The sequence below is a fragment of the Aneurinibacillus aneurinilyticus ATCC 12856 genome, assembly GCF_000466385.1.
Classification (GTDB): Bacteria; Bacillota; Bacilli; order Aneurinibacillales; family Aneurinibacillaceae; genus Aneurinibacillus; species Aneurinibacillus aneurinilyticus.
This window is the reverse complement of sequence record NZ_KE952910.1, coordinates 75,457-88,503: the sequence shown is the minus strand read 5'-3', so window position 1 is coordinate 88,503 and position 13,047 is coordinate 75,457. Positions and strand designations below refer to the sequence as shown.

11 protein-coding genes are annotated in these 13,047 nt (G+C 48.5%); all 11 read right to left on the bottom strand.

Features of this window, described 5'->3' with window-relative positions:
- Positions 1 to 469 precede the first annotated feature (469 nt).
- Positions 470 to 1,105, bottom strand: a complete 636-nt coding sequence (pyrE, locus tag HMPREF0083_RS24435) for an orotate phosphoribosyltransferase (RefSeq protein WP_021624630.1) — start codon at positions 1,103 to 1,105, stop codon at positions 470 to 472.
- Positions 1,095 to 1,820, bottom strand: coding sequence for an orotidine-5'-phosphate decarboxylase (pyrF, locus tag HMPREF0083_RS24430; protein WP_021624629.1), 726 nt, complete (start codon positions 1,818 to 1,820; stop codon positions 1,095 to 1,097). The genes pyrE and pyrF overlap by 11 nt, the downstream gene beginning before the upstream one ends.
- A complete protein-coding gene (locus HMPREF0083_RS24425; RefSeq protein WP_021624628.1) occupies positions 1,817 to 2,749 on the bottom strand; it encodes a dihydroorotate dehydrogenase in 933 nt (310 codons plus the stop codon). Before HMPREF0083_RS24425 ends, pyrF begins: the two co-directional genes overlap by 4 nt.
- A complete protein-coding gene (locus tag HMPREF0083_RS24420; protein ID WP_021624627.1) occupies positions 2,746 to 3,543 on the bottom strand; it encodes a dihydroorotate dehydrogenase electron transfer subunit in 798 nt (265 codons plus the stop codon). Before HMPREF0083_RS24420 ends, HMPREF0083_RS24425 begins: the two co-directional genes overlap by 4 nt.
- Positions 3,536 to 6,763 carry a carbamoyl-phosphate synthase large subunit gene (carB, locus tag HMPREF0083_RS24415; RefSeq protein WP_021624626.1) on the bottom strand — a complete coding sequence of 1,076 codons (3,228 nt, stop codon included), beginning with the start codon at positions 6,761 to 6,763 and terminating at the stop codon, positions 3,536 to 3,538. Before carB ends, HMPREF0083_RS24420 begins: the two co-directional genes overlap by 8 nt.
- Positions 6,747 to 7,850 (bottom strand): carbamoyl phosphate synthase small subunit, encoded by a 1,104-nt coding sequence (locus tag HMPREF0083_RS24410; RefSeq protein WP_021624625.1) that lies wholly within the window; start codon positions 7,848 to 7,850, stop codon positions 6,747 to 6,749. The genes carB and HMPREF0083_RS24410 overlap by 17 nt, the downstream gene beginning before the upstream one ends.
- On the bottom strand, positions 7,850 to 9,148 hold the full coding sequence (locus HMPREF0083_RS24405) for a dihydroorotase (protein ID WP_021624624.1): 1,299 nt from the start codon (positions 9,146 to 9,148) through the stop codon (positions 7,850 to 7,852). The genes HMPREF0083_RS24410 and HMPREF0083_RS24405 overlap by 1 nt, the downstream gene beginning before the upstream one ends.
- A gap of 236 nt (positions 9,149 to 9,384) precedes the next feature.
- On the bottom strand, positions 9,385 to 10,761 hold the full coding sequence (locus HMPREF0083_RS24400; RefSeq protein WP_021624622.1) for a uracil-xanthine permease family protein: 1,377 nt from the start codon (positions 10,759 to 10,761) through the stop codon (positions 9,385 to 9,387).
- Positions 10,762 to 10,836: 75 nt separating this feature from the next.
- Positions 10,837 to 11,388 carry a bifunctional pyr operon transcriptional regulator/uracil phosphoribosyltransferase PyrR gene (gene pyrR, locus HMPREF0083_RS24395; RefSeq protein ID WP_021624621.1) on the bottom strand — a complete coding sequence of 184 codons (552 nt, stop codon included), beginning with the start codon at positions 11,386 to 11,388 and terminating at the stop codon, positions 10,837 to 10,839.
- A gap of 248 nt (positions 11,389 to 11,636) precedes the next feature.
- Positions 11,637 to 12,566, bottom strand: a complete 930-nt coding sequence (locus HMPREF0083_RS24390; RefSeq protein WP_021624620.1) for an RluA family pseudouridine synthase — start codon at positions 12,564 to 12,566, stop codon at positions 11,637 to 11,639.
- Positions 12,559 to 13,026, bottom strand: a complete 468-nt coding sequence (gene lspA / locus HMPREF0083_RS24385; RefSeq protein WP_040304925.1) for a signal peptidase II — start codon at positions 13,024 to 13,026, stop codon at positions 12,559 to 12,561. The genes HMPREF0083_RS24390 and lspA overlap by 8 nt, the downstream gene beginning before the upstream one ends.
- Positions 13,027 to 13,047 lie beyond the last annotated feature (21 nt).

The window sequence follows — 13,047 nt, the reverse complement described above, 5'->3', positions numbered from 1 at the left end:
GGCACGGTCGGAAAAAGACACACTGGCCTTTCTTTTGCCGGAGCGCAGGGCACATCCAACCTCTTCTTTTTTTCGAATTTCCTACTTCCAACCACGTTATCATGTCAAAATATCAAGTGTAACTTATATATAATATCAAGGGTGTTGATTATCCAGTATGAGCCAGAATGGATCGCCATCACACCGTGCCCCAAACGGGCATCGGTTCGTCTCCCGCACCCAAGCTCAGAGGGCCGCTTTGTGGCGCCAGGGGCCGTGTCTCTTCCTCGTGAGAAAGACGAGGGAACACGCCGACGCGTGCATCTTCTTTCTTCCACCTTATGGATAATCAACAGGTGTGATACAATATATTATTTACCACTGCTAACTATTCTAAAACCGCAGATAAAAAACACGTGCCGGGCCCCCACTCGTTCCTTCAAAAAAAGGAACAACCACTTGGTATATGCCCTGCACGTGTTTTTTCTACTTAATACGCCTGCGGATTTTCACGCCAAGCTTTCAACGCCTCGATTTGTTCTGGACGAATGGTGCCTTTCTCTATGGCAACCTCGAGAAGAACGGTATAATTGCTGAGTGTCTCAAACAAAAAGCCCGCTTCTGCAAATGCCTTCTCTGCCGCAGGAAATTGGTAGGAGAAAATCGCCAGCACAGCCAGCACTTCTCCACCCGCTTCCTGCACTGCACGAGCCGCCTCAATCGAACTGCCGCCGGTAGAGATTAAATCTTCGATTACGATGACTTTGGCACCGGGTGCGAGCTTGCCCTCAATTTGATTACCTTTGCCGTGCCCTTTTGGCTTGGAGCGTACATATGCCATCGGTAAACCCAGCTCCTCGGCCACCCACGCTGCATGAGGAATACCCGCAGTTGCTGTTCCTGCAATAACCTGGGCTTCTCCATACTTTTCCCGAATTTGTGCAGCAAAAGAACGGTATATTAGCTGCCGTACTTCAGGATAAGACATCGTCATCCGGTTATCACAGTAAATTGGGCTTTTTATACCTGATGTCCAGGTAAAAGGTTCATCCGGACGCAGAGCCACCGCGTCAATATCCAACAATTTTTCCGCAATTTGTCGTGCTGTAGCTGTATTAGTCGGCATATTGCCTCACTCCTTTTAAAATGTCATGCAGGGCCTGTTTAGGCTGCTCTGCCTGCGTAATTGCCCGGCCCACTACGATGTAGTCAGAGCCGAGGGCAAACGCTTCTTCAGGTGTCGTAATACGATGCTGATCGCCCACATCCGTACCCTTAGGACGAATACCTGGGGTTACTGTCAAAAATGAGGTACCGCATGCTTCTTTAATCAATGGCACTTCTTTCGGCGAGGCGACTACACCGTCCAGACCAGCCTCCTGTACAAGGCGCGCATAGCGTACAACACATTCTTCTACACTGCCAGCAATGCCCAGCTCCGTATTCAGCATATCCTGTGTCGTGCTCGTTAACTGGGTAACACCAATCAATAGCGGACGTTGTCTACCAGCAGGGGTGCCTTTCTCTAATCCCTCGCGTGCCGCCTCCATCATTTTGCGTCCACCGGCCGCATGAACATTAACCATATCCACCCCAAGTCCAGCTACGCTTTGCATGGCGCCTTTTGCCGTATTGGGAATATCATGCACTTTCAAGTCGAGAAATACAGAATACCCTTTGCCTTTCAATCGGTTTACATAGTCCGGACCAGCCGCGTAGTATAACTGCATGCCTACCTTCACGTACACGCCCGTTCCCTCCAGCATATCAACGCAGAGATTCGCTTCTGTTACGCCCGGGAAATCGAGCGCCACCATGATGCGTCTGTTCATCCCACTCATCTCTTCCACCCCGCTCCCGTCAGCTCGCCAATAGTCTGAACACCATACTGGTCGAGCCTTGTTTCCAACTCATCAATAATCGTAGGGCATATAAGCGGGTCGACAAAATTGGCGGTACCGACCGCTACCGCCGAGGCGCCGGCCATGAAAAATTCAATGACATCATCCGCCGATTGAATTCCTCCCATACCAATAATCGGAATCTTAACCTGTTGGCTAACTTCATAAATCATGCGAATCGCAACCGGCTTAATCGCTGGCCCGGACAGGCCGCCGGTGCCATTTGCAAGAATGGGACGGCGCGTTTTCAAATCAATGCGCATGCCGAGCAGCGTATTAATCATACTGAGACCATCCGCGCCAGCCGTTTCTACCGCTTTCGCAATGGCGACAACATCTGTAACGTTTGGTGATAATTTAACAAACACCGGCACCTTGCTGACTTTTTTGATTTCCTCCGTCAGTTGTCCCGCAATCTTCGGATCTGTCCCAAATGTAATCCCACCGCATTTAACGTTCGGGCACGAGATGTTCAGTTCAATTCCCGCCACGTTCGGCGCTTCGCTTACCCGTTCTGCTACCTTTATATAATCATCCGTTACCGTACCCGCTACATTAACGATGACAGGCAGTTGATCAAACTTCCCAAGCCATGGAAGCTCATAGGCCATTACATCATCGAGCCCTGGATTTTGTAGACCGATTGCGTTCAGCATACCACCCGGTGTTTCTGCGACACGCGGCGTCGGATTCCCCTGCCGCTCCTCTACTGTGGTCGCTTTTACGGCAACTGCACCCAGCTTGTTCAAGTCATAGAACTGTGCATATTCACGTCCGAAGCCGAAGCAGCCAGATGCGGGCATCACCGGATTTTTCATTTTGATGCCTGCAAGATTGACCGCGAGACGGTCCTTTGCCGATATCGTCATACGAGCTGCACCTCCCCGAATGCAAAGACAGGTCCGTCAGAACAGATTTTGCGGTATTTCTTGCCTTCGCCCGGCTCTTGAACCGAACAGACACAGGCGAGACAGGCGCCAATTCCACAGCCCATGCGTTGCTCAAGCGAAATGTAGCCTTCTTTTCCTGCCGCTTGGTATGTATCCTGTAACGCCCGCAGCATCGGTAGCGGACCACATGAATACAAAGCATCCCACTCTGACATTGCCAATCCATATGCCTCTGTCAGTACGTCTGTAACCAGACCTTTTACACCAGCCGTCCCGTCGATGGTAACTATATGGACTGCACCCAGCTCAGCCAGCTCCTGCTCCAGAAATACTTGTGAGGCCGTACCAAATCCGATAACGAACGTTACACGTACGCCCCGTTTTTTGAGCTCTTTACCAAGGTAATATAACGGCGGAACACCAATGCCGCCTCCGACGAGCAGCACGTGCTCGCCAGCTTTTCGTCCTTCTATCGGAAATCCTTCTCCCAACGGACCAAGAATGTCTAGCGGCTGACCCGGTACGTATTGGCTTAATACATGTGTGCCGTGACCTTCCGCACGATATATCATCGTCATTCTGCGGCGTTCGATGTCCACATCACAAATACTGATAGGGCGGCGTAATAAAGGATCGATGCCTGTGCCGCACTTAACGTGTACGAACTGGCCGGGCTGCGTCATGCAGCCCACCAGCTCTCCTTCCACTTCCAATCGGAAAATCCGTTCGGCAATACTCAAATTAGAAATGACGTTCAACACGCCCTTATTCATGCACATATGCCCCCTCTGATGCTGCAAAGCGCGGCATAGACTCTGCGCTGAACGTAATTGCTTCGAGCACACGGAGCAGCGCTTGTGCCGTATCAAGCGATGTCAGACAGACGACGCCGTTCTCCGCTGATTCACGACGAATACGGAATCCATCACGTTCAGGCGTTTTACCTTTCGTCAATGTATTCAATACGAAGCTTGCTTCTCCTTCACGGATAATATCGAGCATATTCGGCGAGGCTTCGTTTACTTTGCGCACACACGTTACGTTCATTCCTTTGCCCTCCAGGTAACGCGCCGTTCCTTCTGTTGCCAGCAATTTAAAACCGAGTCGATGGAAGCTTTGAATAATATCGACCGCTTCTTCTTTGTCTTTGTCGGCAACCGTCACCAGCAGCGAACCGTGTGTCGGAATGCTCATACCGGAAGCAATAAGTCCCTTATATAGTGCTTTAGCTAGATTTGTATCGCGCCCCATGACCTCGCCCGTCGACTTCATTTCCGGTCCAAGCGTTGTATCAACCCGACGCAGCTTGGCGAAGGAGAACACCGGAACTTTTACGGAAACATGATCCGCTTCCGGATGGTACCCCGGAGTGTAACCAAGTTCTGGAATCGTATGGCCGAGAATCACTTTAGTAGCAATGTTGGCCATCGGCAGGTTAGTGATTTTGCTTAAGAAAGGTACGGTACGGGAAGAACGCGGGTTAACCTCCAGCACATATGCCTTATTTTTATGGATGACGAATTGAATGTTAAGCAAGCCTTTGATTTGCAGGCCCCGCGCGATGCGGGTCGTCATATCAATCAATTCTTCTTTTAGTTGGCCCGGAATGGTCTGCGCTGGATATACAGCGATCGAATCGCCCGAGTGAACCCCGGCCCGTTCGATATGCTCCATAATCCCGGGAATCAGCACATTTTCGCCATCACTAATCGCATCCACTTCCACTTCCGCACCCATCAGGTACGTATCGACAAGCACTGGATGATCCGGATTGATTTTAACTGCTTCACGCATGTATGTTAGTAATTCCTGCTCGTTATAGACGATTTCCATGGCGCGGCCGCCCAATACATAGGACGGACGAACAAGTACCGGATATCCGAGAGAATCCGCAGCTTCTACCGCTGCTTCTACCGTCGTTACCGTTTTACCCGGCGGCTGTGCAATATCAAGCGAACGAAGCAGCTTTTCGAATTTCTCCCGATCTTCTGCCGCATCGATATTGGCTAGGTCGGTTCCGAGAATTTTCACACCGGCCTCTTCAAGGTCAGCCGCTAAATTAATGGCTGTCTGGCCTCCGAACTGTACGATAACACCTTCCGGCTTCTCCTTCTCGATGATATGCAGTACATCTTCAATGTAAAGCGGTTCAAAGTAGAGACGATCCGAGGTGCTGAAGTCGGTCGAGACTGTCTCTGGATTGTTATTAATAATAACCGCTTCATAGCCCATTTCTTTTAATGCCCAAACGGCATGCACTGTCGAATAGTCAAACTCAATGCCCTGTCCGATACGAATCGGACCAGAGCCAAGTACAATGACGCGCGGTTTGCCCGTCTCTTCTCTCTCATCCTCATCTTCATAAGTAGAATAGTAATACGGTGTTGCCGCTTCGAATTCCGCAGCGCATGTATCTACCATCTTGTAAACAGGGGTGAGGCCGGCTTCTTTGCGTCGGGCTTCAACGTCCGAGGAAGCAAGCCCGGTCACCTCTGCGATTCGACGATCTGTAAAGCCCATGCGCTTAGCCTGGCGCAGCATTTGCATATCGAATGTGCGGGAAGCTATTGCTTCTGCCATTTCCTTTTCGAGATGAATAATATTTTTAAACTTCGCAAGGAAGAAGTAATCAATTTTGGTTAATTCATGAATCTTCTCCTCAGTCATACCACGGCGCATTCCCTCCATGATAAGGAATAAGCGCTCATCATCCGCTTTTACTAGACGGTGTTCCAGCTCTTCCTGACTGAGTTCTTTTGCTTCTGGCAATTCGAGGCTATGCAGGCCGATTTCGAGCGAGCGCACAGCTTTATGCAGCGACTCTTCCAACGTACGGCCAATAGCCATAACCTCGCCGGTTGCTTTCATCTGCGTACCGAGTTTACGGTTGGCGGAGATGAATTTATCGAACGGCCAGCGCGGAATTTTCGTGACAATATAATCGAGCGTCGGCTCAAAGCATGCATATGTCTGCTCTGTTACTGGGTTTTTCAACTCATCCAGTGTGTAGCCCACTGCAATTTTTGCTGCCATTTTCGCGATGGGATAGCCAGTTGCTTTGGAGGCCAGGGCAGATGAGCGACTTACACGCGGGTTTACCTCAATGATGTAATATTGGAAGCTGTCCGGGTCAAGCGCCAGCTGTACGTTACATCCGCCTTGAATGTTAAGCGCCCGAATAATCTTCAATGAAGATGAACGCAGCATTTGATATTCACGGTCTGACATCGTCTGGCTCGGCGCTACGACGATACTATCGCCGGTGTGAATGCCGACCGGGTCAATATTCTCCATATTACATACGACGATGGCATTATCAGCTGCATCACGCATAACTTCGTACTCGATTTCTTTAAAACCCGCAATGCTTTTCTCTACAAGGCACTGAGTAATCGGGCTGTATTTCAGACCGCTGGCAACAATTTCTCGCAGTTCTTCTTCGTTCGTTACAATACCGCCGCCTGTACCACCCAGTGTATAAGCCGGACGGACAATAATCGGGTATCCGATACGTTCAGCGAACTTCAACGCTTCTTCTACCGTGTGAATAATATCGCTCGGCGGTACCGGTTCACCGATTTCCTGCATCAAGCTACGGAACAAATCGCGGTCTTCCGCTTTTTTAATGGCTTCAAGGTCTGTTCCAAGCAACGCTACGTTCTCTTCCTCCAGAATGCCGGCTTCATCCAGTTCCATCGCAAGATTTAGCCCTGTCTGCCCCCCAAGGGTAGCCAACAAACCGTCCGGTTTCTCCTGGCGGATGATGCGTGTGACGAACTCTTTCGTCAGCGGTTCGATATACACTTTATCGGCCATATTCGTATCGGTCATAATCGTCGCTGGATTACTGTTGACCAGAATGACTTCGAAGCCTTCTTCTTTTAAGGCCTGGCAAGCCTGGGTTCCGGCATAATCGAATTCTGCGGCCTGTCCGATGACAATCGGGCCTGAGCCAATCACAAGGATTTTCTTGATGTTATCGAGTCGTGGCATGCGCTTTTTCCCCCTTAACAAATGTGGCTACCTGCTCTAGGAAGCGGTCGAATAAGTAATTGGAATCGTATGGTCCCGGCGCAGCTTCTGGGTGGTACTGCACAGAAAACGCCGCATGTTTTTTATGAATAAGGCCTTCTACTGTCCCGTCATTAAGTGCGATATGGCTAACTTCAAGCTCAGTGTTTGCCACTGAATCAGCGGATACAGCATAGCCGTGGTTTTGCGAAGTAATATGCGTGCGGCCGGTAACAAGCTCTTTCACCGGGTGGTTGCCTCCCCGATGACCAAACTTCATGCGCTCCGTATCAGCACCGCAGGCCAGTGCAAACAATTGATGACCGAGACAGATACCGAACAGTGGATATTCCCCAAGAATCTCTTGAATCATGCGGATTGCTTCCGGAACATTCTTCGGGTCTCCAGGTCCGTTAGATAACAGAATTCCGTCGGGACGAATGCGGCGAATTTCATCAGCGGTAACATTATACGGGGCAACAATAACGTCACAGCCTCGGTTAGTTAGCTCTCGCAGAATACCGTACTTGGCTCCGAAATCGACCAATACGATACGCGGCCCTCGGCCTGGCACCGGAAAAAGATTTTTCGTGGAAACCCGAGCTACCTGATCCTCCATAAGCGGAGCTTTCAGCTTTTCAAGCAGTGATTCTACGGATTCACCTGATGTGGTAATTACACCTTTGAGCGTACCGTGCTGACGAATAATGCGTGTTAATTTGCGTGTATCCACTTCTGCAATGCCTGGAATTCCATACTCCTTCAGCATTGCATCAACTGTTTGCTCATTGCGCCAGTTGTTTGGCACTTCGCAATGTTCACGTACAACGAATCCGTGTAAAAATGGACGCATGGATTCAAAATCGTCACGGTTAATCCCATAGTTTCCGATCATAGGATAGGTCATCGTAACAATCTGTCCGCAATACGACGGGTCGGACAATACTTCCTGATAGCCCGTAATCCCGGTATTGAATACGACCTCGCCGAGCGACTCTTCTTCCGCTCCGAACGACTTTCCAATGAATACTGTACCGTCTTCCAATACGAGTCTCGCTTGTTTTACCATTATTGTCTCGCTCCTTCGCTGTTCATCTCATCTGCCTGCCATACCACTTGACCTTCTAGCATGGTCAATACCGGCCAACCTTTTAATCTCCAGCCAGTGAATGGCGTGTTGTGTCCTTTGCTTGCAAAATCTTCAGGATTTACCTCTTTTTCTGTTTCCAAATCAATGACCGCAATATCGGCAATTGCGCCTTCCTGCAAAGTACCCCATGGCAGATTAAATACGTCCGCCGGCACTTTTGTCATGCGTTCAACAATCTCTTGCAGCGTGAATGAACCTTCAAGTACTAGCTTAGTGTAAAGGAGCGGAAAAGCCGTTTCCAGGCCGACGATGCCGAATGGCGCAAGCTCCATGCCACGCTGTTTTTCTTCTGCTGTATGCGGTGCGTGGTCGGTAACAATCATATCGATAGTACCATCTTTTAATCCTTCAATAAGCGCGTCACGGTCGCGGCGAGAGCGCAGTGGCGGATTCATTTTATAATTGGCATCTAAGGCTGGAATATCTTCATCGCATAGCAAGAGGTGATGCGGACATACTTCCGTTGTCACTCGTGCGCCACGCTGTTTTGCTTCACGTACCAGACGTACTGATTCAACCGTACTGATGTGACATACATGGTAGTGTACGCCTGTCGCTTCGGCCAGCAGGATATCACGGCCAACATGAATGGATTCTGCTTCGGACGGAATTCCTTTTAACCCGTGCTTTTCACTAAATACACCTTCGTGTACGCAGCCTCCTTCAGCCAAACTATCATCTTCGCAATGTGCAATAACTGGCAGGCCCAGCCCTGTTGCCACTTTCATCGCATCTTTCATCACTTGACTTGTCTGTATACCTACCCCATCATCAGATACTGCGATAACTCCTGCTTCCTTCAATGCTGACATGTCCGTCAGCTCTTTACCGAGTTCTCGTACTGTGATTGCGCCAATCGGCAGAACGCGGGCACTGCCTTCCGCCTTTGCTTTGCTGAGAATTTGTTTTACCGTTTCCGGCGTGTCAATGACAGGACGAGTATTCGGCATACATGCTACCGTAGTAAATCCGCCGCGCGCTGCAGACGCCGTTCCTGTAGCAATCGTCTCCTTCGCCTCGAATCCCGGCTCCCTCAGATGAACGTGCATATCAATAAAACCTGGTGTAACCAGCTTGTCTGTTGCATCAATTACTTTGTGGTCAGCAATTTCTAAACCGTCCCCAATTTTTTCAATGGTGTTTCCCTCGATTAAAATATCTTTTATTACTAATTCTCCGTTTACTAGCAATCGACCATTTCGTAAAATTGTACCCATCGTATTCTCCCCTTTATCATAAAATCATGTTCAATTTGCACTGTTTTGGTATACGCCAAGCAAAAAGGGCTTCCTACCGTCCCGTTCGGTAAGAAGCCCTTTTGTATATGCACTCGGAAAAAAGGAGCCTGTCTTTCCCAATCATCCGTCTTTGCGACCAGATGAAGGCTGCTTTCTCCTGTTTCATATACACCACGGCATCCTTACCAGGCTCACGGGACTGTTTTAAAGGATGATTATGATGCTTGCTTATGCAATTGTTCATTTTTTTTACCGTTGTTTCCAAAAGCGACCTCTTTATTCGGCAATACTGCGTGCAGCAGCATGCCGAGGAAGGTAGCCATTGCAATATTATCGACAGTCAAGTGTGCTATGAAATTGCTGAACGTTATTTCGTGGAAGTCCAATTTGAACCCTCCAATTCCAGTTACGAGCACAATTGCTGCAACCACCATATTTCGCTTATGAGCAAAGTCAATATTATGTTCAACATACATGCGCATACCTTGTACTGCGATAATACCGAACAGCACAATGGTGACACCGCCTAATACCGGCTTTGGAATCGTCATGAGCAGGGCACCGATTTTACCTACGAAGGCGAACAAAATCGCGAAGCAGGCCGCACCACCAATAACCACGCGACTGTACACTTTCGTCATGGCCAAAACTCCCATGTTCTCTCCATATGTTGTGCTCGGCGGCCCTCCTAGAAAGGAAGCGAAAATAACCGCTACACCATCGCCTGCAACCGAGCGGTGCAGGCCCGGGTCGCGCATCAAGTCACGATTCATAATATTGGCTGTCACCAGTAGGTGACCGATATGCTCAGCCAGTGTAACGAAGGCTACAGGTGCAATAATAAGTGCAGTCATCCATGCAGTTGGAGACGTAAACGCATCAAGCACCTGGCCTGTAACAAAATGTTCTTTCATCCACATACTCGGTGTAATAAAGAGCGGCGCTGCCGCTACGCTTTTAAAGTCAATCCATTCCGGATGACGAATGTACGTATAGATATAACCAACAACCATTCCCATTAGAACCGGAAGTACAGATAAAAAACCACGGAAGAACAGATTAGCGATTACTGTCATCGCTAATGTCACAAACGCTACTTCTACTGCAGCAAGTGAGTATGCGGGCTTAGCCGGGTCACTTAGCGGGTCATTCAATGCCCAGCCGACCGCTACACCGGAAATGCTCAGACCGATAACGATAATAATCGATGCGATAAGCACAGGCGGAAGCAGACGATTGAGCCAATTAATCCCTGCCATTTTGACAACCAGCGCTACCACGAGGTAGACCAGACCTGCAATGAAGCAGCCAAGCATGGCCGTTCCAACTCCCTGACTTGCGCTTACGGTAATAATCGGACCGATGAAAGCGAAGGATGAGCCGAGATAATTCGGTAGCTTGCCCCTTGTAATCAGCAAAAACAGGAGCGTGCCGATCCCACTTGTCAGCAGCGCGACAGATACATCAAGCCCAGTCAGAAGCGGTACCAGCACAGTTGAGCCAAACATGGCGAACAAATGCTGCAAGCTCAGCGGTATAAGCTTCTGGATAGCAGGCGTTTCGTGTACATCAATATAGTCCTTCTTGATCATTTTGTTTTCTCCTTCCTTACCAGTCTCACAGGACTGAGTTAAAGGGTATGTTTGGATTGACTTATCTTAATTCTTTTACTTGCTTTTCTCTAAAATTGTGACACATTCACGATTATCGACTTCCGCAAGCTCTACAACAATCATCTCTTCCTTAGAAGTCGGCACATTCTTACCAACATAATCCGGGCGGATTGGAAGTTCGCGATGTCCACGATCGATAAGTACCGCTAGCTGAATCATTTCTGGACGTCCAATATCCATCAACGCATCCAGTGCAGCCCGTACCGTACGACCGGTAAAAAGTACATCATCAACAAGAATAACTTTCTTATTCGTAATATCCTCGCTAATCTCACTGCCTTTAATCGTCGGCTGTTCCTGTTTACGAGTCAAATCGTCCCTATAAAGCGTAATGTCCAGCTCTCCAACCGCGATTCTCTGGCCTTCGATTTGCGCAACGCGCTCTGCCAAACGTTGCGCCAAGTAAATTCCTCTTGTGCGAATGCCGATAAGAACACAGTTTTCTACGCCTTTATTTCGTTCGATAATTTCATGGGCAATCCGGGTCAGCGCCCGGCGCATAGCAGCTTCATCCAAAAGTACGTTTTTTTCTTTCCATTCACTCATCGTCGTCACGCTTCTCTCCTTACGCACATAAATTTATTTTGTCCGTAAATAAAGTAATCAGGCATAAAAAAAGCTTTCTGCGAGAGGCAGAAAGCTTTTCAAGTTCAGGAAAAATGCAGGAGCTATACAACTCTCCCCTTTTTTCACCAAACGTGTCCGATTTCCTTGCCAGCCTCACAGGACTGAATTAAAGGTTTCTTTGTAATTAAATGAATTATGACATGAAATCGGGAAACTGTCAACATCATTTATTCAAGTCTAAGCTGAGCTAGAATTGCTTCTATATCATGCGGCAACTGTGCATGGAACTCCAGGTGCTCCCCTGTTGTAGGATGATTAAACCCGAGCGTTTTCGCATGCAGCGCCTGCCCTTCGATAGAAAACAAATTCTTCGGTCCATATTTCGGATCACCAACCAATGGATGCCCGATATATTTCATATGCACACGAATCTGATGCGTTCGCCCTGTTTCCAGCTTCATTTCAACAAGCGTATGTTCTTTAAAACGCTCCAGCACAACGAAGTGCGAAATCGCAGGCTTGCTGTTTTCAAATACGACCGCCATTTGTTGACGGTTCTTCGGATCGCGGCCTATCGGTGCATCAATGGTTCCTTTTTCATGCGAGATAACCCCGTGTACCAGCGCAATATAGCGCCGGGTAACCGTATGGTCTTTCAATTGATTAGCCAACGACTCATGTGCCTTATCATTTTTGGCTGCCATTAGTAAACCGGATGTATCTTTATCGATTCGGTGTACAATACCTGGACGAAGTACGCCATTAATGCCTGATAAATCCTGACAATGATACAGCAGCGCATTGACCAATGTGCCCGAATAATGGCCTGGTGCTGGATGAACGACCAGTCCACGCTGCTTGTTCACAACAATAACGTCACTGTCTTCGTACACAACATCAAGCGGAATATTCTCCGGCTGAATATCGACTTCGCGAGCCGGAGGTACCATCAGCGTTACTTCATCGTCCCCCTGGAGGCGGTAATTTCCTTTAATCAGCTTTCCGTTTACCGTAAGCAATCCAGCTTTAATCCAGCTCTGGAGCTGGCTGCGAGACCATTCTTCCTGCATAGTGGCAAGGAATTTATCTACACGCTCTCCGATATCTTCCGGCTCTACTAGCCAATCGTGGCGTTCATAACGTTCTTCGTTATTCATATTTGCGATCCCGTCCGTTCATCAATAACTCCCGTATGCCATCGATTACAAATAGACTGACACCGATGACAATGGCCGAATCGGCGATATTAAAAATCGGGAAGTTAATTAGCGTAAAGTCCAAAAAGTCGACCACTTCTCCTGTTAGCACACGATCATAGAAATTGCCGATCGCGCCCCCTAGAATAAGTGCCAGTGCTAAGGAGACAAGCTTGCTCTCCTTATATGCCTTCCGCAAATACCATATAATCCCGACGATAATCGCTATGGTAATGACAATAAAGAAACCGCGCTGATTCTCTAAAATTCCGAATGCTGCCCCTCTATTTCTGTGAGAAGTCAGATGAAATACTCCTTCCCACAAGGGGATGGACTGGCCAAACTCCATATAAGTCACGACCAGCCATTTCGCTATGCGATCGGCAAAAAATACGAGCAGCGCAAGCACATAATAATAAATCAAAAGACTTCCTCCCGCCTC